Genomic DNA, 20,666 nt, shown 5'->3' with positions numbered 1-20,666 from the left:
GATGACCAATGCTAGCCAAATTCCGAAAGGCCTAACCGCCTGCCCAGACTGCGATCTTTTGCTGCACACCAGCGATAGCGATCACCGCCAAGAAGGCCACTGCCCACGCTGCGCCGCCACCTTATGGCATGCGTCAAACCCCAGCGCCGACATCGACTTAGCCGCCGCCGTGAGCGGACTATTATTGTTTATACCCGCCATGAGTCTGCCAATATTAAAACTCGACATGGTAGGGCAACTGGGCAGCAATTCACTGCTCGGTGGCGTAGTGCGACTCTGGTTAGAAAACGAACACCTGCTTGCCGTACTAATTTTGCTTTGCTCCCTGCTCGCTCCGCTTATGCACCTACTACTTACAACCATGATCGGTATATCCATTCGGCTTAAGCGCTACCCAAGATACTTTCCTGCCTGGCTTAAATGTAAAGTGTGGATGCAAAGTTGGAGCATGCTTGAAGTCTATGCCATGGGCATTATCGTCGCCTATGTCAAGATGATGGATCCCGGCGAAGTCAGCGTTGCCAGCGGCACCTATTGCTTAGTGGGCTTGTTGCTGTGCATTATTCTGTGCAGCCAGTATTTCCACGAAGAGCAGGCCTGGCAATATTGGGAGCAACGCAGCTAAATGACAGTGACAGCGCAGCAGCGCGGTATTGCCCGCTGCACCACCTGCGGCAAACTCAGCCGCATTACCACAACCAGCCAAGCGCAATCCTGGCATTGTACCCGCTGTGCTGCACCGCTGAGTTTTCGCCAGCCGCGCAGCCTGCAACGTAGCTGGGCCTATACGCTAGCCGCCGCATTTCTAATGATTCCAGCCAATATTTTACCCATACTGACCGTTATCAGTTTCGGCAAGGGTGACCCTGACACCATCATGTCTGGGGTTGTAAAACTGTGGCAAGCCGATTTACAGGCAATTGCCGCCATTGTCTTTATCGCCAGTATCGCGGTACCAGTCATTAAACTGATGATTATTATAATTCTCATCTTGGCTGTGCAGCTTCACCTCCCGCTGAGCAAACAGCAGTGCACAGTGCTATACCGTTTTATACACTTTATTGGCCGCTGGTCGATGCTCGATTTATTTATGATCTCTATTTTGGTGACCTTGGTTCACCTCGGCAATATTGCCACCGTGGAGAGTGGCCCCGCCGCCACCGCCTTTGCTGCGGTGGTGGTTCTCACACTGTTCGCCGCCAATAGTTTTGACCCGCGCTTGCTTTGGGATTTGGACAATGATTGAAGACAATATTAGATCCGCACACTCCGCGCCAAAACGTAGCCTGTCAGCGATTTGGCTACTCCCACTCATCGCGCTTGCTGTCGCCGCCTGGCTGCTCTACCAAAACATCAACAATACTGGCTTGCGCGTTACCGTTGCTTTCGACAATGGCAGCGGCATAAGTGTCGGCAAAACCCCGGTCATGTATCAGGGTATCAATGTTGGCCAAGTCACCAGCCTGCAGCTCGACGACGACCTCGAAGGGGTAACGGCAACAATTGAACTGAGCGAGCAAATTGCCCCGTTAATCCGCGAGAACACCGCATTTTGGCTAGTAAAGCCGCAAATATCGCTTTCTGGGGTTTCCGGCTTAGACACCCTGGTTGCCGGTAATTACATCAGCTTCAAGCCCGGTGACGGTGAGCCTACCGAGCGCTTTACCGCACTCATCGAGCCTCCGCCAATGGCTAGCAATTTACCAGGACTGCGACTCGTTCTTGAGGCGGAGAGCCTCGGCTCGCTGTCGGTGGGTGCACCCATTCTCTACCAGCAAATCGACGTCGGCGACATTGAAAGCTACCAGCTTAGTAAAAATGGTATCGAGGCCAATGTCCGTATTGACCCCCAATATCAGCACCTGGTAAACAGCAGTTCGCGCTTCTGGCAGCAGAGTGGTTTGAAGGTGAACGCGGGGCTGCAGGGAATCGACATTGACGCCGGTTCAATCGCCAGCATTCTCGCCGGCGGCATCGCCTTTGAGACGCCCGCTGCAGGTGCTGAGGCCGTCGACAATAATACGCGTTTCCGTCTCTTCACCACCAAGGAGCGAGCCAAGGGTAGCAAGGAAATTGTTGTGTATTTCCGCAATCCAGACGGCCTCACCGTGGGCAGTAATGTTCGCTTATTGGGCATGGACATCGGTAAAGTCGAGTCCTTGAGTTTTGTCGACAACAACCCCAATCTTGGCGCCAATATTACATTGACCATCAGCGCACCTCACCATCAATACTTAAACACCGACAGCCAGTTTTGGTTGGTAAAACCAGAGGTCTCTAGCACGGGTGTTAGCGGACTTGATGCGCTACTTGGCGGCCCGTACATTGCCATGCGCGTTAGCGGCAAGGGCGGCGCCATTGCCGCGCGGTATACCGCCCTTTTCAAAGCTCCTGACAGCAGTATTCAGCAACCCGGTTTACGTCTAAGTCTGCGCAGCGACGAACTGAACTCGGTTGGTATCGGCACCAAGATTTACTACCGAAAAATAGCCGTTGGCCAAGTCGAATCCATTGAACTCGACGCCAATGGCGTTAATATCGGCGCGTTTATTCATCAGCGCTATGCCCACTTGGTGCATCGCGAGTCGCAGTTCTGGAATGCCAGCGGCATAAGCATTAGTGGCGGTCTCAGCGGCTTAGACATACGAGCTGACTCCCTCGCGACCATCGTCGCTGGCGGCATTGCCTTCCACACCCCAGACGTCAAAAAGCCCCAATTGGCCTGGGAGGGGCTGCGCTATTCACTGCACCCTGACTACCAAAGCACCTTTGCCGACAAGGGCCGCGACATCTTTTTGTACTTTGATACCGGCAGCAATATTAACAAAGGCACCGAGATCAAATACCAGGGTATTAAAGTTGGCGAGGTCATTACCGTTGAACTTGATACCAATATGGAAGGCGTTAAAGTCAGCGCCCGCCTAGCACCATCAGCCAAAGCACTGGCGCGCAGTGGCAGCCAATTTTGGGTAGTAAGGCCACAACTCGGCCTGATCGGCACCCGCAATTTAGAAACCTTAGTCACCGGCAGTTATATCAGTGTTCGTCCAGGCTACGGCACGCCGCAAACTAGCTTCGCAGCCTTGGACAAGCCGCCGCCACTCAGCAAGCCCAGTACTGGGCTTAATTTAATTGTGGCAGCACCCCAGCGCGGCTCAATTAAAGAAGGTGTAAAAGTCTTTTACCGAGATATTCCGGTGGGTGAGGTATTTGGCTATGAATTAGCCGACGACGCCACCCAAACCTTAATGCATATTAATATTGAGTCGCGCTATGCCGGCCTAGTGAGAGAAAACAGTGTATTTTGGAATTCCAGTGGCATTGCGGTGAAATTTGGCTTGTTTAGCGGCGCAACCATCCGCAGCAAGTCCATCGAGTCCTTGCTTGAAGGCGGTATTGCCTTTGCGACGCCAGATTCAAGCCCACTAGCACCCCAAGTCATCTCGGGCATGGTCTTCCCACTGCGCCAAAACGTCGAGCAGAGCTGGCTAGATTGGACACCGAGCATTCCGCTACCACGGGAAGCGGATACCGGCGAGAACTGGATCCGCACGGATTAACAAGATGTCACACCATAGCGTCGACTATAACGATACAATGACAGCGTCTTAGCTACTTTGCGGGTCTCAGACGCCCGCCAACCCAGCGGTACGAGGCATTCGCTATCAAATGCGATGACGAATATCATTAGGCCCCACAGAGACCCTCAGCGTGTTGAAACAGTCTAATCAAGCCGTCATCGCGGCGATCATTCTTTTAGTTGCCACTGTTATTGCTGGCGTTTTTTACGCGCTCAAGCCCCCGGCAGAGACAATTACCATTGTCCCACCAGAATTGATCGTCGATGTTGCCGTCGCAGAGAAACAGACACTCTCTATTCCCGTTAACTCCCAAGGCAATGTGCAACCGCGCACGCAAACCAACTTGGTATCTGAGGTCTCGGGCAAGGTCGTCGCGGTTGCTCCGCAATTTGAAAGTGGCGGCATCGTTGCAGCAAATACACTCCTACTCACCATTGATGACCGCAATTATCAGGTTGAGTTAAAGCGTGCCGAAGCCAACCTAGCCGCAGCCGAAAGTAATCTTAGTCATGAAAAAGGCATGGCCGCCGTTGCCAAAGAAGACCTGAGAAAATATCCTCGCAAACACGCCAATAACGACGCCTTAAGCCTCGCCTTACGGGAACCCCAATTAAAAGAAGCCGAAGCGCGTTTGCAAGCCGCGTTAGCCGACCTCAGCTACGCCCAAAACAACCTTAGTCGCACCAAAATTCGCGCGCCCTATCGCGGCATTATTAAAAGCCGTAATGTCGATCTTGGCCAATATGTCACTACTGGCAGCCAACTTGGTGATATTTTTGCCGTTGACCGCGCCGAAGTTCGCCTGCCCATTCCGGCAGACCGTCTTCGCTACCTTGACTTGCCCAGTGGTCGTCAGCCAAACGCTGCGCCCAAAGTAAGCTTTGAAAATGATCTCGGCCAACACTGGCAGGGTGCTGTCGTGCGTACCGAGGGCGTACTCGATGAGCGCAGCCGCGTATTATTTGTTGTTGCCGAAATTAATGACCCCTATCGGCTCGATAGCCCAGGCGAAACATTAATGATGGGCAGCTTTGTCAAAGCCGAAATCAGCGGCAAGCAAATCGATGAATTAATTGCCATACCACGCTATATATTGCGCGCTGGCAATAAAGTGTGGGTGCTCGACAAAGAGCAAAAATTAACAAACCGCGAGGTCAAAACGCTCCGCACGGAGGGCAAACTGGTCTATGTTTACGAGGGCCTCGATAACGGCGACTTAATTTGCCTGTCGACCATCCCCAATGCCGTTGCCGGCACCAAGGTCAAAATCAACCACCAAAGCAACACCAGCAGCCTGATTGAATCAATGGGCCAGCACAACAATATTGCCACCCTCAACGTTCGGTCCATACCGCAATGAGTTTAATTCCCGAATTCGACACCCACAAAGGCATTATTCCTTGGTTTGCCCGAAACTCCGTGGCGGCAAACTTGATGATGATTATTATCATCGGTATTGGTATCGGCTCAGCGCTGAGTATTCAACGTACGGTACAGCCTGAATTCGAATTAAATATCGTCAGCATCACCGTCCCCTACCCTGGTGCCACCCCAGACGAGGTAGAGAAAGGCGTTGTCCTTAAAATTGAGGAAGCCCTTAAAGACATTGAATCCATCGAAAGTGTCGAATCCACATCCGACGAGTCCGTCGCCTCACTTATCATAGAAATATTCGATGGCTACGATACCTTGGCGGTAATGGACGAAATTAAAAGTGCCGTCGACGGTATTATCAGCTTTCCAGAGCAAGCCGAACGCCCGATTGTTAAACGTGTCGATTTTAATAATCACGCGCTGAATATTCAGCTCTATGGCAACCTTGATGAGCGCGGATTAAAGAATCTCGCGGAAGAAGTTAAGCAAGAGCTTATGCTGGACGACAGCATCGCCTACGTTCAAATAAATGGCGCGCGCGAATTTGAAATCAGCATTGAAATACCCGAGCATACTCTGCTGCAATACGGCTTAAGTCTCAGTGAGGTTGCCGAGGCTATTCGACGCTCATCCCTTGATTTGCCCGGCGGATCCATTAAAACCAGTAATGGCGATATTATGCTGCGCACCCGCGGCCAGGCGCGCCATCAGCACGAATTTGAGCGTTTAGTACTAATCACCCACCCCGATGGCACGCGACTGACGCTAGGTGATATAGCCACCATTCGCGATGGTTTTGTAGAACAAGACGGCTTTTCTTTTTTCGACAGCGAAGCCAGTATCGGCTTGCAGGTATTTGCCGTCGGTAACCAAGACTTAATTACTGTTGCTAATGCCGCCAAAAATTACGTTGCACAAAAACGCGGTGCTCTGCCCGACGGGGTTAGTATCGACACCTGGGCCGACATCACCTTCTATCTTCAAGGCCGCATGGACATGATGCTAAAGAACCTCGGCATGGGTGCCCTGCTGGTGTTTATTGTGCTCGGTTTATTTCTCAATGTTAAACTTGCCTTTTGGGTTATGGTTGGTCTGCCGATATGTTTCCTAGGCACCTTTGCCATAATGCCATTAATAGGCATCAGCCTAAATATGCTGAGCCTATTCGGCTTTATTTTGGTATTAGGCATTGTCGTCGACGACGCTATCATTATCGGCGAAAGTGCGTATGCGGAAGCGGAGAATAAAGGTCACTCCATAGACACTGTCATTACCGGCGCACTGCGGGTTGCGACCCCAGCCACGTTTGGTGTACTTACCACCATCATGGCATTTTCACCCACCCTGTTTACCGACGGTGCATTTGCACCCTTTCCTGAGTCTGTGGGCTGGGTTGTCATCCTTTGCCTGTGTTTTTCATTAATAGAATCCAAGTGGATACTGCCGGCTCACCTCGCTCACAGCAAGCCGGGCACCAGTGGATTCTGGCTCCAACTAGACCGTATCCCCCGCTACTCAAACAGGGTACTTACTAATTTCGTTGATAATTATTATCGGCCCTTTATCCACAAAGCCATCGCCAAACGCTATGTAACAGGTGCGATTTTTCTCGCCTTACTTATTGTCACCGCGGGCCTAATTATGGGCGGCATCGTTCGTTTTGTGATGATACCCGAGGTACCTAGCGATTTTATCAAGGCCAATTTAGAAATGACCGAGGGTACGCCTGAGACCCAGACCCGACTGGCCTTTGAACAAATGGACAAGGCACTGCGCGAAGTAGATGCCGACTACCAAAGCCAGCACGCCGCCAGTGATAACAAGCGTCTTATTAGCCATGTTATGGCTTTCGGTTCATCTGGCCGCATGGTGAGCTTTATGGTGGAACTCACTAAAAATGAGCAGCGTGACATTGACGGTGCTGAAGTTGCACGTCGCTGGCGCCAACAAATTGGCGACATCCCCGGTGCCAAAATTATGTCCGTGAGCAGCGCCGATCAAAGCTCTGGCCCAGCCATTTCATTTAAATTGAGCAGCAACTCCGACAGCCAGCTCGAAGCCGCCGCCAAAGATTTAGAAGGTGTCCTCAGCCACTACAAGGGGGTCTTTGATATTCGCAATGGCGCCAGCGCCATTCAGGATGAAATTGTTTTAGAAATAAAACCTAGCGCCGAAATTTTAGGGATCAACTCGGCGTCCTTAGGTCGCCAGTTACGAGACACCTTTTATGGCGCCGAAGCTCAACGAATCCAACGCGGCAACGACGAAGTGAAAGTGATGGTGCGCTACCCAAGAGAAGAGCGCGAAGCGGTTTCAGACCTGCAAAACATGTATATTCGTTCCGCCGACCAAGCTTATATCCCGCTGAGCAGTGTTGCCGATATTAAATTTGAGCCGGGCTTTAGCCAACGCAAACGTATTGACGGCGAGCGCTCAATCAATGTTACCGCACAAGTCGACAAGGAATTTACCAGTCCCAGCTCGGTAACCTCAGATGTCATGGCCAATGTGATTAAAGTGCATTTTGGCAGTCGCTACCCAGGGGTTAAAGTTCAGTTCAGCGGCGAAAGCGAAGAAATGGGCACGCTAATGACAAGCCTAGCAATAGGCTTTGTGGTAGCGCTATTTGGCATATACGCCCTGCTCGCCATACCACTGCGCTCGTACTTACAACCATTTATTATTATGGGAGTAATTCCTTTCGGCATCATTGGCGCGGTTGTCGGTCACATTGTGCTCGACATCTCGTTTAGCATGATGTCATTTTTTGGTGTTATTGCTCTATCCGGCGTCGTTGTCAACGACAGCTTGATCATGGTCGACTTTATTAACTCGGCTTTGGCGAGGGGCGAACGCCTTTTAGACGCGGTGGTCAATTCTGGCTGCATGCGTTTCAGGGCCATTTTACTGACCTCGCTAACGACCTTCTTTGGCTTGCTGCCGATGCTGATGGAAGACAGCGTTCAGGCCCAGTTTGTTATTCCCATGGCGGTATCGCTCGGCTTTGGCATAATATTCGCGACGGTAATAACCTTGATTCTCATTCCCTGTATGTATATGGCATTAGAAGATATGCGCGGGCTTGCCGGTTCCAAGTCTCGCCGCGAGCTTGCCGCGGATTTCTGAGCGGTGTACACAAAGGCATCACCGCGCCCCGCGGTAATGCCTTAACGTATCAAGCCCGGAATAAACACCCAAAGCCCGACCAGAACTGCGAATCCAGCACTGATCAGCACCCCAGCGGCAGCCACGTCTTTGGCCTTACCGATAAGTTCATGGGTTTCTGGCACCGCCGCATCAGCCAAATACTCTAGCGATGAATTAAAGGCCTCCGCCATCCATACCAAGGCAATAGCAGCAAACACCATAATCCACTCTACGCCACTCAAGCCGGTTAAGAGGCCCAGCGCCAATACGCAAATAGCGACCACAAAATGAATACGCGCGTTGTGCTGCTCTACCAACAATATACCTAAGCCATTTAAGGCATCACGCAAACTGGTGAAACGATCTAACAAAGAAAATTGGCTGCCGCGCCGACGGCGTTCAGTTTTTGCTCTCATCGCGTTACTATGGCTCCCTATTTTTTACAATTCAGATAAAGCTCATGCCTAACTTTAAACATATATCACCCCAAGATGCACACGCAATGGCGGCGGCAGGCAATTGCCAACTTGCGGACATTCGCGATGAGCAATCCTTTGCCACAGCTCATATCCCAGCGGCCACTCACCTAGACAACCAAAGCCTTCAGCAGTTTGTCGAGGCTGCGGATCCCGATAAAGCCCTTATTATCTACTGTTACCATGGCAACAGTAGTCAGAGCGCGGCCCAGTATTTTGTCGAAAAGGATTTCACCGAGGTCTACAGCATGGACGGTGGCTTTGAAATGTGGCGACAACTCTACCCGCAGGATACCGTTGCCGGTTAACACCTCAGCAGCTGTACACTGCAATATTAACGGTATCGCCTGTAAACCAGTGCCGACACCAACAGGTGCCGGCCGTTGATATTGAACGACGTGCTACGGCGCCACACACATAATACAGAAGGCATACACGCCGCGGCTGTCTCGCAATTGCAGCATCGACGACCACGCTGGCAGTACGCTATTTAAGGTACTCAGCAACGGCGAGGAGCTTTGCATCAGTTGTTTCACCATGCCTGAGCCGAGCAGCAGCTGCATCAGCTCTTCTTCAGGCGTGAGCGGCAAACGCAAGACGCGACTGCTGGCATCCGACAAGCCCGCCAAGGCCGCCGCCGACGCCACGGCTTGCTTTAAACCGCCAAGCTGATCGACCAAACCCAGTTGCTGAGCATCCACCCCACTCCACACCCGCCCTTCGGCAATCGGTTCTACCTGTTCGACCAGCTTATTTCGGCCGTCTGCCACAATACCAATAAAGCGACGGTAACCGTATTCTATACCTGATTGAATTGCGCGTTCGAGAATCGGATCTAGCGGAATATCTGGCCGCAACTTCCCGGCTACTGCGCTGGTACCAATACCGTCGGTACTAATGCCAAGGCCACTCAACATTTCGTCTACTGTGGGAAAGGCGCCAAAAATACCAATGGAACCGGTGAGGGTCGCAGGGGTCGCCCATATTTCATCTGCCCCCGCTGCAATCCAGTAGCCGCCCGAAGCCGCCATACTACCCATGGAGACCACCAGTGGCTTGCCGGCCTCTTGGAGCTGCACTAGCTCGGCACGAATAACCTCAGACGCAAAAGCCGAACCACCGCCACTGTCAATACGTAGCACCACCGCTTTAACATCGTTATCACGACGAGCCTGACGAATTAAGCTCGCCAGACTGTCACCGCCAATAGTGCCCGCTGGTTGGGTGCCATCAACTATATTGCCACTTGCCACAATAACCCCAACACCGGCGGGCTTGGCGGGCCGTAGGTTTTGACTCAAGGCAAGATAGTCGCGGTAGAAAATATGTTTATAGGCGCCGTCTTTGTCTTCGCCTACTCGCTCAATCAGCATTGACCGCAATGCTGGGCGACTGACAATACCATCGACCAAACCGTAATCGAGCGCGGCTTGCGCCGCATCACCATTGACCTTGGCCATGACGTCATCAATATGATTCACATAAAAATCTAGTTTCTCGGCCGATATTCCCCGCCGCGCGATCAGGGTATCGCTATACACTGCCCAGAGCTGATCTAACCAAGCCTTATTAGATTCCTTCGCCGCATCCGACATATCGTTGCGGAGCAAAGGCTCAATGGCCGACTTAAAACTACCCACTTTAAAAACATGAAAGCGGATTTTCAGTTTATTAATCGCATCTAAAAAGTAATTGCGAATAACCGCAAAACCTTCAATGCCGACCCCGCCCATATTGTGAACAAAAATCTGGTCGGCAAAACTGGCCAGTAAATATTGGTCCTGATTATAGTGACTGGCGGTGGCGACCACGGTTTTACCACTGTCGCGAAAGCGATTAATGGACTCAGACAGCTCTAGGGTTTTGCTCAAACCAATGTGTTTAAGCTCATCAAGCTGCAGCAGTATCACCTCTATACGCGGATCTTCTGTTGCCAAATCCACCGTTTCAATCAAATCGCTGAGCAAGGTTTCGGTAGGTAAACCGCTTGCGCTTAGCTGAGTTAAGGCGTCAACAGCAGTAATTTGATCTACAACGATCCCTTCCGGTGTAACAATAAGCACGGCACCGTCTGGCACACTCACACTGACAGAGGTGAACACGGCGGTGAGGACAACACCGACAAAAATAACAAACAATATATTGAACACCCAGCGCCGAGTGCCCTCAATAATCGCGACTATGCGCGAGAAAAAACCTCGTTTTTTAGTCACTGTCATTCGCTTGCCGTCCCCTCTGCCTGCTTAGCCTTAAGCATTTGTGCCTGCCAGCGAATAAACGCCGTCGCGCTGCAAAACAACACAACGACTACCGCTAACTCAATATAATTAAACCAAATAACATAAGGCGACATCGCCTCGGTTACCGCCATCGCAAAATACATTAAAATCGCAAAACACAGCCAGGCGATACTGCGCAGCTGGTGCTTAAATACCCCGTAGGCAAACAGCAGTATCGGCACGGTGCGAATTAACCAAATACTGATACTCGGCTGCCGCCCTTCTTGAACCCATACCCATGTACCAAGGGTCAGACTCAATAAAAAAGCGATATAGCTTATTTTCATTGCCCATGCAGCGAACAGCGCGCGCTTTTCTATTACCGTCATATTTACCTCAGGATTGCAGCTTTTTACTTAATACTGCGATGCGCCGACCCAATGCCGCCGCCAATTCAAGTTCGGTACTGTCTACCGCCCGCCCATCTTGCCCAGCCACATGTGAAGCCCCGTAAGGGGTTCCGCCACTTTGGGTAGTCGTTAACGCAGCTTCGCTGTACGGCAAGCCTGCAATCACCATACCGTGATGAAGTAACGGCATCATCATTGTTAACAACGTACTCTCTTGGCCGCCGTGCATGCTCGCGCTAGAGGTAAACACCCCCGCAGGCTTACCTATCAGGGCCCCGCTCATCCACAAACTCGATGTGCCATCGAGAAAATACTTTAACGGTGCGGCCATATTGCCAAAACGCGTGGGGCTCCCCAAAAGCAGGCCCGCACAATCACGCAGGTCATCTTCGCTAGCATACAGGTGGCCGCTCTCGGGAATCTCATCGGCGGTCGCTTCACAAACCGCAGACACAGCGGGCACAGTACGAATTCTCGCCTCAACGCCCGCTTGCTCTACCCCTCTGGCAATCTGCTGCGCCAAGCGTTCAGTGGCGCCGTGGCGACTGTAATACAAAACCAATATAAAGGAATCACTACTCACGAAATACGCCCTCTTAAATCTTTGCGCTCGTCCACTTAATCAATCAGCGCCAAGACATTTTCAGGCGGTCGACCCAGCACCGCGCGCTTAGCCTTCACCACAATCGGTCGTTCAATCAATTTGGGTTCGGCCGCCATGGCCGCGATTAACTGGGCATCACTTTTACTTGTATCTGCCAAGCCCAATGCCTTATAGGCATCTTCGCCTTTACGCAGCAATTGCCGAGGGCTAATCCCGAGCTTTACAATAAGCTGCTTTAGCTCAGTCGCCGACGGCGGCGTTTCGAGATACGCTATAATTTCAGGTTCGATACCCTTGTCGGTGAGTATCTGCAAGGTTTGCCTGGATTTTGAGCACCGTGGATTGTGGTAAATGGTATAATCAGCCATACGCTCCCCGCGTCATACATCAGTAATTTTATCGCGGCATTATACACCGCCCAGCCCGTCGGCAGGACCAGCATCGAGTATTTACATGGACACAAAGCCAATTAGGTCACTATTTTTTTTACTCTTATTGGGCATCAGCGCCTGTAGCAAACCCGATTTCACCACGATCGACGGCAAAGCTGGGCAATTTAGCCAGGGAAAGTGGCAGCTCATCAATTATTGGGCAACGTGGTGCGGCCCTTGCCGAGAGGAAATTCCAGACCTAAACGAATTTGCCAAGGCCAACACTGACATTAAGGTATACGGTGTTAACTACGACGGTTTAGAAGGTGAGGCCTTAACGGCGGCCATTGCGGAGATGGGTATTGCATTTCCCTCGCTGAGCGCTGACCCAGCCCCCCAGCTCGACGTACCTCGGCCACAGGTATTGCCAACCACGCTATTACTCGACGCGAACGGCAAGGTAAGGGCCACGCTCACCGGCCCCCAAACCAGAGAGAGCCTCGCCAGCGCTATAAAGCGTGCCGCGAACCAGCACTAGGACTCGCTGCCGCACATGCGGCAGCCCAATGCGCTGCCATTTCGCTACTGAACGCAACTAAATAAATGTTTTGCAGCGCGCTATTTGGAGTGCAGCGTCGCAGTGTCGCGACCGCAATTTCAGTCGCCTCACGATGAGGGTAGGCGTAAACCCCGCAACTGATCGCGGGAAACGCAATGGACTTAAAACCTTCGGCCTCGGCAAGTTGAATGCAGCGGCGATAACACGACGCCAGCAACTCCGCCTCACCCTGCTGCCCGCCCCGCCATACCGGGCCAACAGTATGGATAACGGCTCGGGCAGGAAGTAAAAAGCCGGGGCTCAGTTTTGCATCCCCGGTGTCACAGCCCTGCAACTGGCGGCAATAGGCCAACAACGCCGGCCCTGCCGCCCGATGAATTACACCGTCCACACCACCACCGCCAAGCAAGGTAGAATTGGCGGCATTCACAATGGCGTCGACGGCCATTGTACAGATATCGCCTTCGATTATATGAAAGCGTGGCATCGTCACCGCAAACCCTCATTCAACTGCACGGGGCTTTTATTGACTAACACCCGGCGAAGACGCCAGAAATGACTTAAGCACTTCATAAACCTCCGAGCGATTGAGCAGCGCCATATGATTTACGCCTTGACCCAGCCACTGATGATCGTCGTCAAATCCAAGATGGCGCGAGGGATCGCGGTGACGACCGAGTGCACTACTAACGGAGACCAAGCCGTCGCCAATCACACTATTTATCACAGGGTGCGCATCAACCGACGTCGTCGCAGCAATGGCATAACACGCTACGCCCTGTGGCAGAGGGATCGGCATTCGGGTATCGCCAGCCATATCAAAACGATCACAGCCATTCCAATCTTCGTCCACAACATTGCCGTACCGCAAATCGGTAATTCCGCTGCTACGAATCTTAGTCAAGCGCGCAAACGGCGAGCTGTAGGGATTTGTATCCAGTAGCACGTCGATCCAATTTCCACCGCGTTCAAGAACAGCGCCATGGTGTGGCGTCCCCAGAAACACCAATTTCCGCAACTGCTGTGGCCAGCGCTGGCCTTCTTGCACGCCGTAATGACAGGCACTTCGCGACACCAGACCACCCATACTGTGGGCGACAATATAGAACTCGGTGTCCGCCTGCACACAATCACTAAGCTGCTCTAGCAAATTCGCAAAAGCGCGACCATTCTCTGAGGTGTGTAAGCCGGAGTTATAACGAAGATACAGGGCAGTAAAGCCCTGCTCATCCGCCAAGGCATCGCCGTGATTGTGACCCTTGCGAGTCCACTGCTGATCGTTCATGCACAAACCGTGAACAAAGATGGCAATCCGCTGCTGGCCTGCCAGCAGGGCTCTCAATTCATTATTGTCAAGGGCTTTGCCATCGCGACAGAAGGCCATGACGATTGCGAGTGGATTGCCTTTTCGCTCGAGGTGATCCCCAAGCACGCCGTTCAGTGCTGATACGACGGCGGCCCGGCCCGGTGCACTTTGGTTGTCGGTGATTTTGCTCGTCAAACGCGGAATCAAGACATCCAGTCCAAACCCCAGCAAACCATTCACCTGACGGATACTGCGATACACCAAGCCACTAATACCGCCCGTGCGTTTATTCACTGGGGTAGTTTCGCCATCCAAGGCAGGGGCATTCGTACTTAGTACGCCACCTACTGTAATAATCGCATGGTGCAAGCCCTCCGCAATGTCGCTTACGCCAGCAATTGCATCGACCGTCAAGCGTCCTGCAGCCAGGACATCGCCTAGTAATTTTTGCTCTTCAGTCGTCATGATACTCCTTTCAATTTTTGCACACGCAGGCGTCATCCAATACGCTAACTCACTCAATTTGCTTATTTAATTTTATCATTTTGGCGCCACGCGCTCGGCGAGTTCGCATGTTTAAAACCTCAACAAGTACCGAAAATGCCATCGCGAAATACACATAGCCTTTCGGCACATGCACATCAAAGCCCTCAGCTATTAAGGTAAGGCCGATCATAATCAAAAAGGACAAGGCCAACATTTTAAAGGTCGGGTTTTCGTCGACAAAATCACCTATTGGTTTGGCGGCGAATAGCATCACCAGCACAGAGACAACAACTGCAATTACCATAATAGATAAGTGATCTACCAAGCCAACGGCGGTAATTACCGAGTCCAGAGAAAACACGATATCCAGAATGGCTATTTGCACCAGGACCATCCCAAAGCTACTCACAGCTACTGCAACACCAGACTCCTCGGTAACTTCAAAACTACTGTGAATTTCATGGGTCGACTTACCAAGTAAGAATAGACCGCCTAAAATCAAGATTACATCGCGCCCGGAAATCTCGTTACCGAAGGCCGTGAACCAAGGTTCAACCAAGCCCATTACCCAAACCAAGCTAAAAAGTAGCGCTAAGCGTGACAACATCGCCAAGCCCAAGCCCAGTTTCCGCGCGAGGTCACGCTGCTCTGGTGGTAAGCGACCAACCAGTATTGAGATGAAAATAATATTGTCGATACCCAATACAATTTCTAAAGCCATCAGCGTGAAAAGCGCAATCCAAGCATCGGCATTCACTATCCATTCAAACATTTTAAAACAACCTCAGTAGCAGCAACATCGTAATCGAACCCGAAGCGACATTACTACGAAGCCGACAAGGAAAACATTGGCCGAACGGGAAATATTCACATTACTTTAGCGCCGAACGGAGGTTTGAAAAATGACCGTTAAATAAGCGTCCTAGCTTAGGCAAACCAGTGACCCACTAACGCCGTTAACAGCATAGCAAGGGCACCCCAAAAGCAAACTCGAATGGCCGCGGTGAGCACTGGTGCACCACCCGCCCGCGCCGCCAGCGCGCCAAGTAGCGCAAGAAAAAGCAAGGCGCTGCACGACACCGCCCAAATCACGGCGGCCAAAGGTACCCACAGCGCCACTAGCAGAGGCAAGCCCGCGCCTAGCACAAAGCTGCCAGCCGAAGTGATTGCGGCCTGCAGTGGCCGTGCGGCAAACTCCTCAACAATACCCAGCTCATCTCGCGCATGCGCGCCAAGGGCATCGTAATCCATTAACTGAGTAGCGACCTCCGCGGCAAGCCGCTCGTCTAAACCCCGCTCAATATATATCGAGGTCATTTCAGCATGTTCGTGCTCTGGCTGCTCAGCGAGTTCGCGCCGCTCCTTATCTAAATCTGCCTGCTCGGCATCAGCCTGGGAACTTACTGAGACATACTCACCAGCCGCCATCGACATAGCGCCGGCCACTAAGCCCGCCACCCCGACCATAATTATATTGTCTTGAGTGCTATTGGCTGCCGCCACGCCAACAATTAGACTCGCCGTTGATACGATACCATCGTTGGCGCCCAAAACCGCTGCGCGCAACCAGTTTGCGCGGTGTACTCGATGCCCTTCAATATGATTCATTAGCCACCATTGTCACGCAATTAGGTCATTCATGCTGCCGACGATAATCGTCGATAAATTGCTTTGCCGCAGCATACTCCGCAGTCATTTTTTCTGCCATGTTATCAAGCTTCAACCAAACTTCTTCGCTCAATGCACCCTCGGCAGGCTCATCGCCGCCTGCGGAAAAATGCGTCTGCGCCTCTAACGCAGCACATGTATCGGCCAAACTATGGGCTCCCATAGAGCGCGCTGAGGATTTAAATTTATGCGCCTGCATACACACATTTTCAGGATTTCGCGCTTTTAGCCCCTCGAGAATTGCCTGAATATTTTCTGGGCTAGAATCGGTAAAGCTTTTAAAAATCATGCAGTGCATAGACGCATCGTCACCAATCATGGAAACCAGCTGACTAATATCAATAGCAAGCGTTTCTGATTCCACATCGCCAGATGGCGCATCCATATCAGGCCCTTGCTCAACTGCGTGGCCGCCTAGGGCAAGATTGGCATCGACACGCGCTAAAACTTCTTTCAAGGTATTAATCTCAACCGGCTTAGGAATAAAATCGTCGGCGCCACTGGCGAGACAGTCGGACACATCACTTTCCATTACATTCGCTGTAATCGCTACAATCGGCAAATGAACTCCGGAGGTCACTTCTGCTTTGCGAATTCGCTTGGTCAATTCATAGCCATTCATTTCAGGCATCTGAATATCAGTCAACAGTACATCGTACTCATCAGTCTGCAAACACTGCCATGCCGCCAAACCGTCATTGGCAAATGTCGCTGAATACCCCAATAGCGCCAATTGCTGGCGAATCACGTCTTGGTTAATGGTATTATCCTCGGCAACCAATATCCGCAGCCTTGAGTTAACCGCATCATTTTTCGGTATAGCTACCGTTTCTACCGGTGGCGGTAAAGTTCGCTCTGGAACACTTTCATCGGTTGCCAAAGGCATTTCAATCCAGAACGTTGAGCCCCGCCCCACAACGCTTTCGGCCCCCATCACGCCGCCCATTAATTCAACCAGTTGCTTGGTAATAACCAGACCAATACCGGTTCCCTGGGTTGCACCCAACTCGGCACCAAGGCGATCAAACGGTGTAAAAAGCTTATCTATCTGCTCTTGCGCCAAGCCCCTGCCAGTATCATCAATGCAAATTCTAACCTGGCCTTCGCGCCGTAAATAGCTGACGGTAACCATTCCAGCAGCACAGTTATACTTAACCGCATTGGACAATAAATTTAAAATCGACTGTTTTAGTCTCGTGTAGTCACCGGCAATCAAAATATCATCGGGGACTGGCCGGGTAAAATATATGCTAATTCCCTGCCCACTGGCGGTTGAGGTCACCAAGTTCACGCATTCGCCAACTACATCGGCAACGCTGAAACGCTCAATATTGAGATTAATATTTCTGGACTCAATTAAGGTCAAATCAAGTACATCATTAATCAGCGACAGCAAATATTCGCCGGCGTTATAAATATTCTTACCGTGGTTTTTATAGACGTCACTTGCAGCATCGTCATATTCAAATAATTGCGCCAGCCCCAAAATTGCATTGAGCGGCGTGCGCAGTTCATGACTCATACTGGATAAAAATTCAGATTTAGCGCGATTAGCCAGCTCCGCCTCTTGCCTTAAGATCTCAAGCTTAGCCTGGTGGCGCTCAATATTGCCGCGCATTTCCGCAAAGCCAGCAACCACATTCGCAACCTCATTATTAAACACCCTTGGTAAGGGAGAGTGATAATCGCCATCAGCAAGCTGCTGAAATGACGCCATCAATCCTCGTAGCGGTGTGATAACCGTCCTGTTAATCAAATAATAGACCACACCAAAAACAAGCATTAACGCTAGAAACAGAACAGAAGCTAAGGTAAATTGTAGACGATAGCCTTCACGTAACTCCGCGCCAAAATTAGCAACCAGCACAATTCGGCCAAGGTTTTTATCCAAAAACCGAATGTCATGAGAAATAATGATATCGCCTTCTTCCAGGCCTAACGTCCAACTTCCGAGAGGGTATAGCTGTTTTCCCTCTGCGTCTGACACTTTAATTCTCAGCCAATTTCTATGCTCACTAAGTTGCGCATCAAGGCTTTCATAGAGCTCTGCATATTGATGACTTAATAATGACGTTACGATAGAGGCTGACAGCTGCCGCAAGGACCGCTCCGCTGCGGTGGTCAGCTCTCTTTTTACCCACCGGTCTTGACTGGGCAAAGTATAAAAAACAAGTAAACAGCAAACAACAAAGCCCAAAAACCCCGCGACCAAAAGGCTTTGAGTTTTTAGGCCATAAAGCCATTTACTTCGGTACGTAGAAGTCATGTAGTCCCCAGTCCGTCAAGGGTAAATACTCATCGATATTTGTCGCTACCGCTCGTCGCATGGGAATTTCGGCAAGTATTTTCTGGGCATCAAGCTCAGATGTCATCGCCAGTAAGGCCTCACTAATTCTTTGTGCCGCATCTAACGATACCCTCGGGTGAACGACGATGGGATGGGGATTCACCGCCCGAGTTTCGTAGAGTACCATCAACATATCTTGCAATGCTGGTGCTTGCTCCTTCAGGGTTCGTTTTACCCCACCACCAGCCTTTGTTGATTGTAGTGCAACATTCAAGTAAACCGAAGAATGCGTATCAACATACTTGGGAGTGATATCAATACCATGAATCATTTTTAAATCTGCACGCATTAATAATGACGCACCCAGCGCATTTGGTGCCGGAAAAGCAATTTCAGCGCCCGCCAATTGCTTTACATTCGTAATGCCGCTGTCCTTGCGAACAACCAATATGCCTTTCAGCTTGCGATCGCCGTCTCTGACTATAGGCAGGTACTGCTGAGTTTCATACGCCACAACCGCATGCCATGGATTCATATACGCAAGATCAAAATCGCCGCGCTGGAAACTCGCCTCAAACTCCGGAATAGATTTACTAGTAACCAAAACAAAGCTATCGCCGGTACGCTTCGCGAGCTCATCGAGTATCGGTAACCAAACCTGATTAAGACGTCGAGCCTCAAACTGCGGCACTACGCCAACACGATATTCAGCGGCATTCACTAAAAAGCTCTGTAACAATATTAGCGCAAGAATAATAGCTCTCATTTTACAGCACCCACTCTGCACGCAACTGGAATAACTCTGGTTCAGCTGTCTTAGGATTTGATGTCGCTAAAACCTCGATATATTCAGCGCTAAAACGAATTTGTGGCGTTGCGTACACATTCAATCCCAAGGTTAAATCTTGCTGCTGTCCGCCAAAAATATCCGCATCACTTAGATCCACCTCACTTAAACGCACCGCCAACTCCCAAGCGCCTATGCCGTTGCGGCCCAATATACTGCGCGGTTTAACCGGCGCATAACGTCCCTTTTTGTAAGACCGGCTATCTGCTGTAAGAAAATAACTAGATTGTATATACCAGCCATCAAAGTTTAGATCGCCCTCGCCGCGCCTCAAGGTGGCCGCCATATACTCCGCCTGCAGGTTAAAGCGATTTAAGGTCAATGCCGCCTCTAACCCAGTCTGAGAGTAACTATCTACACCCGTTATTTTTTTAGTATCAACTAAATTGATCTTGGTCACTTTACTTTCAGGGCCAGATTTATACGTCATATCCGAATGGTCGCCACGGTCACCATAGAGCCCCGCAATACCCAAGTGTACAAGCGATGAATTCGCCTGATAGGGCAGCCACGTAAGCCTGCTACCCACTATCCACTCACCATCTTCACCGGCTGTATTCTGATCGGCTGTGTCACCAAATACACCCGTGTTCCAAGTCCAGTTCGCACCTGACAAATTAGCACCCGCCCCCAAGTGCCAACCTGGCTTAAAGGCAAAACCCAGTGATCTTTCCATAAACGTATTCGCATGCGAACTGGCCAAGGCCTCAAGTGAATATGGCACTCGGTAATTACCCGCGATAAGCTCCGTGCCCTCCTTAAGCCTATAGCTTAAGTAAGCATCTTTGACACCTTTTAGGTCGCTGGCAGCAAAGTCGTACTCAAATTTATACTGCCAATCATCGTATAGCTTACCTTTTACATAAATTCTGGCGCGACGCAGGGTCGTGCCGTCCCCCATATTGATGCCATCGTCATTGTAAACCGCACCATGAACTTCTACTCGGCCGCCAAGCTGGGCAGAAAACTGTTTATTCGCTGACACAATTTTCAAACCACTACTGGCATCTGCCGTTGACCGCGGCAGGCTAGCCTCAGCCAACTCAGACTTAGAACTCGCCTGCTCAGCTATTAGCCGCTGATACTGGGCCTCATCAATCGTGCCGTTAGCTTTGAGTACACCCAATAAAGAATCCAGTTCCGAGCCTGCAAATGCAACCGAACTGAGCATTAACGACATAGCAAATAAAGTATGGGAGGGCTTCATAAAAAAATCCTATATGTATGTATTCATCAATATCGCGAGCAGGCCGAGAAGGACTCCGCTAGTGGCATCTACTCGCATTGTGCTATGCATTCAGCAAGTACAATGCCAGTGACAGCATTTCAGC

At 50.9% G+C, this 20,666-nt stretch carries 19 protein-coding genes; 7 read left to right on the top strand and 12 right to left on the bottom strand.

Annotated elements, in window-relative coordinates; translation table 11 throughout:
* The first annotated feature begins 1 nt into the window (after position 1).
* The 5 genes from HNQ57_RS05255 (at position 2) to HNQ57_RS05235 (ending at position 8,081) form a co-directional block, all read left to right on the top strand.
* Positions 2 to 625 (top strand): paraquat-inducible protein A, encoded by a 624-nt coding sequence (locus HNQ57_RS05255; protein WP_184461567.1) that lies wholly within the window; start codon positions 2 to 4, stop codon positions 623 to 625.
* Positions 626 to 1,246, top strand: a complete 621-nt coding sequence (locus tag HNQ57_RS05250) for a paraquat-inducible protein A (RefSeq protein ID WP_184461566.1) — start codon at positions 626 to 628, stop codon at positions 1,244 to 1,246.
* On the top strand, positions 1,239 to 3,560 hold the full coding sequence (locus tag HNQ57_RS05245; RefSeq protein ID WP_184461565.1) for a PqiB family protein: 2,322 nt from the start codon (positions 1,239 to 1,241) through the stop codon (positions 3,558 to 3,560). Before HNQ57_RS05250 ends, HNQ57_RS05245 begins: the two co-directional genes overlap by 8 nt.
* Before the next feature lie 151 nt (positions 3,561 to 3,711).
* Entirely contained in the window at positions 3,712 to 4,941 is a 1,230-nt protein-coding gene (locus HNQ57_RS05240; protein WP_184461564.1) for an efflux RND transporter periplasmic adaptor subunit, read from the top strand.
* Entirely contained in the window at positions 4,938 to 8,081 is a 3,144-nt protein-coding gene (locus HNQ57_RS05235) for an efflux RND transporter permease subunit (protein WP_184461563.1), read from the top strand. The genes HNQ57_RS05240 and HNQ57_RS05235 overlap by 4 nt, the downstream gene beginning before the upstream one ends.
* 41 nt (positions 8,082 to 8,122) lie before the next feature.
* On the opposite strand, the gene HNQ57_RS05230 is transcribed toward HNQ57_RS05235, so the two are convergent.
* Entirely contained in the window at positions 8,123 to 8,518 is a 396-nt protein-coding gene (locus HNQ57_RS05230) for a diacylglycerol kinase family protein (RefSeq protein ID WP_184461562.1), read from the bottom strand.
* Between the two features lie 44 nt (positions 8,519 to 8,562).
* Here HNQ57_RS05230 and glpE point away from each other — a divergent pair, with 44 nt between their 5' ends.
* Positions 8,563 to 8,886, top strand: a complete 324-nt coding sequence (gene glpE / locus HNQ57_RS05225) for a thiosulfate sulfurtransferase GlpE (protein ID WP_184461561.1) — start codon at positions 8,563 to 8,565, stop codon at positions 8,884 to 8,886.
* Between the two features lie 93 nt (positions 8,887 to 8,979).
* Here the strand turns inward: glpE and sppA are convergent, their stop codons facing one another.
* Genes sppA through arsC form a run of 4 tightly spaced genes read right to left on the bottom strand, consistent with a single transcriptional unit; the run spans position 8,980 to position 12,179 of the window.
* On the bottom strand, positions 8,980 to 10,797 hold the full coding sequence (gene sppA, locus HNQ57_RS05220) for a signal peptide peptidase SppA (protein ID WP_184461560.1): 1,818 nt from the start codon (positions 10,795 to 10,797) through the stop codon (positions 8,980 to 8,982).
* Positions 10,794 to 11,186, bottom strand: coding sequence for a DUF2069 domain-containing protein (locus HNQ57_RS05215; protein WP_008248567.1), 393 nt, complete (start codon positions 11,184 to 11,186; stop codon positions 10,794 to 10,796). Before HNQ57_RS05215 ends, sppA begins: the two co-directional genes overlap by 4 nt.
* Before the next feature lie 7 nt (positions 11,187 to 11,193).
* Positions 11,194 to 11,790, bottom strand: coding sequence for an NAD(P)H:quinone oxidoreductase (gene wrbA / locus HNQ57_RS05210; RefSeq protein WP_184461559.1), 597 nt, complete (start codon positions 11,788 to 11,790; stop codon positions 11,194 to 11,196).
* A 35-nt stretch (positions 11,791 to 11,825) separates the two neighbouring features.
* Entirely contained in the window at positions 11,826 to 12,179 is a 354-nt protein-coding gene (gene arsC, locus HNQ57_RS05205) for an arsenate reductase (glutaredoxin) (RefSeq protein WP_184461558.1), read from the bottom strand.
* A gap of 85 nt (positions 12,180 to 12,264) precedes the next feature.
* On the opposite strand from arsC, the gene HNQ57_RS05200 reads away from it, so the two are divergent.
* Positions 12,265 to 12,720, top strand: a complete 456-nt coding sequence (locus tag HNQ57_RS05200; protein WP_184461557.1) for a TlpA family protein disulfide reductase — start codon at positions 12,265 to 12,267, stop codon at positions 12,718 to 12,720.
* Here the strand turns inward: HNQ57_RS05200 and HNQ57_RS05195 are convergent.
* The 7 genes from HNQ57_RS05195 to HNQ57_RS05165 all read right to left on the bottom strand — a co-directional run bounded on the left by HNQ57_RS05195 (position 12,692) and on the right by HNQ57_RS05165 (position 20,542).
* On the bottom strand, positions 12,692 to 13,228 hold the full coding sequence (locus tag HNQ57_RS05195; RefSeq protein WP_184461930.1) for an O-acetyl-ADP-ribose deacetylase: 537 nt from the start codon (positions 13,226 to 13,228) through the stop codon (positions 12,692 to 12,694). The genes HNQ57_RS05200 and HNQ57_RS05195 overlap by 29 nt on opposite strands.
* A gap of 36 nt (positions 13,229 to 13,264) precedes the next feature.
* On the bottom strand, positions 13,265 to 14,512 hold the full coding sequence (locus tag HNQ57_RS05190; RefSeq protein ID WP_184461556.1) for a PGAP1-like alpha/beta domain-containing protein: 1,248 nt from the start codon (positions 14,510 to 14,512) through the stop codon (positions 13,265 to 13,267).
* A 49-nt stretch (positions 14,513 to 14,561) separates the two neighbouring features.
* Positions 14,562 to 15,305, bottom strand: a complete 744-nt coding sequence (locus HNQ57_RS05185; RefSeq protein ID WP_008248560.1) for a TerC family protein — start codon at positions 15,303 to 15,305, stop codon at positions 14,562 to 14,564.
* A 155-nt stretch (positions 15,306 to 15,460) separates the two neighbouring features.
* A complete protein-coding gene (locus tag HNQ57_RS05180; RefSeq protein WP_184461555.1) occupies positions 15,461 to 16,141 on the bottom strand; it encodes a VIT1/CCC1 transporter family protein in 681 nt (226 codons plus the stop codon).
* 25 nt (positions 16,142 to 16,166) lie between these two features.
* Positions 16,167 to 18,302 carry a response regulator gene (locus tag HNQ57_RS05175; protein ID WP_184461554.1) on the bottom strand — a complete coding sequence of 712 codons (2,136 nt, stop codon included), beginning with the start codon at positions 18,300 to 18,302 and terminating at the stop codon, positions 16,167 to 16,169.
* Positions 18,303 to 18,444: 142 nt separating this feature from the next.
* Positions 18,445 to 19,254 (bottom strand): phosphate/phosphite/phosphonate ABC transporter substrate-binding protein, encoded by an 810-nt coding sequence (locus HNQ57_RS05170; protein ID WP_184461553.1) that lies wholly within the window; start codon positions 19,252 to 19,254, stop codon positions 18,445 to 18,447.
* A gap of 1 nt (position 19,255) precedes the next feature.
* A complete protein-coding gene (locus tag HNQ57_RS05165) occupies positions 19,256 to 20,542 on the bottom strand; it encodes an OprO/OprP family phosphate-selective porin (protein ID WP_184461552.1) in 1,287 nt (428 codons plus the stop codon).
* Positions 20,543 to 20,666: the final 124 nt, after the last annotated feature.

The sequence above is a fragment of the Zhongshania antarctica genome, assembly GCF_014202945.1.
Lineage (GTDB): Bacteria > Pseudomonadota > Gammaproteobacteria > Pseudomonadales > Spongiibacteraceae > Spongiibacter > Spongiibacter antarcticus.
This window is presented reverse-complemented; position numbering and strand designations above follow the sequence as displayed.

Bases quoted from the DNA above. Each gene is read 5' to 3' on its own strand.
- HNQ57_RS05255 (WP_184461567.1), top strand. From the start codon at position 2: ATGACCAATGCTAGCCAAATTCCGAAAGGCCTAACCGCCTGCCCAGAC.
- HNQ57_RS05250 (WP_184461566.1), top strand. From the start codon at position 626: ATGACAGTGACAGCGCAGCAGCGCGGTATTGCCCGCTGCACCACCTGC.
- HNQ57_RS05245 (WP_184461565.1), top strand. From the start codon at position 1,239: ATGATTGAAGACAATATTAGATCCGCACACTCCGCGCCAAAACGTAGC.
- HNQ57_RS05235 (WP_184461563.1), top strand. From the start codon at position 4,938: ATGAGTTTAATTCCCGAATTCGACACCCACAAAGGCATTATTCCTTGG.
- HNQ57_RS05230 (WP_184461562.1), bottom strand. From the start codon at position 8,518: ATGAGAGCAAAAACTGAACGCCGTCGGCGCGGCAGCCAATTTTCTTTG.
- glpE (WP_184461561.1), top strand. From the start codon at position 8,563: ATGCCTAACTTTAAACATATATCACCCCAAGATGCACACGCAATGGCG.
- sppA (WP_184461560.1), bottom strand. From the start codon at position 10,797: ATGACAGTGACTAAAAAACGAGGTTTTTTCTCGCGCATAGTCGCGATT.
- HNQ57_RS05215 (WP_008248567.1), bottom strand. From the start codon at position 11,186: ATGACGGTAATAGAAAAGCGCGCGCTGTTCGCTGCATGGGCAATGAAA.
- arsC (WP_184461558.1), bottom strand. From the start codon at position 12,179: ATGGCTGATTATACCATTTACCACAATCCACGGTGCTCAAAATCCAGG.
- HNQ57_RS05200 (WP_184461557.1), top strand. From the start codon at position 12,265: ATGGACACAAAGCCAATTAGGTCACTATTTTTTTTACTCTTATTGGGC.
- HNQ57_RS05195 (WP_184461930.1), bottom strand. From the start codon at position 13,228: ATGCCACGCTTTCATATAATCGAAGGCGATATCTGTACAATGGCCGTC.
- HNQ57_RS05190 (WP_184461556.1), bottom strand. From the start codon at position 14,512: ATGACGACTGAAGAGCAAAAATTACTAGGCGATGTCCTGGCTGCAGGA.
- HNQ57_RS05185 (WP_008248560.1), bottom strand. From the start codon at position 15,305: ATGTTTGAATGGATAGTGAATGCCGATGCTTGGATTGCGCTTTTCACG.
- HNQ57_RS05180 (WP_184461555.1), bottom strand. From the start codon at position 16,141: ATGAATCATATTGAAGGGCATCGAGTACACCGCGCAAACTGGTTGCGC.
- HNQ57_RS05170 (WP_184461553.1), bottom strand. From the start codon at position 19,254: ATGAGAGCTATTATTCTTGCGCTAATATTGTTACAGAGCTTTTTAGTG.
- HNQ57_RS05165 (WP_184461552.1), bottom strand. From the start codon at position 20,542: ATGAAGCCCTCCCATACTTTATTTGCTATGTCGTTAATGCTCAGTTCG.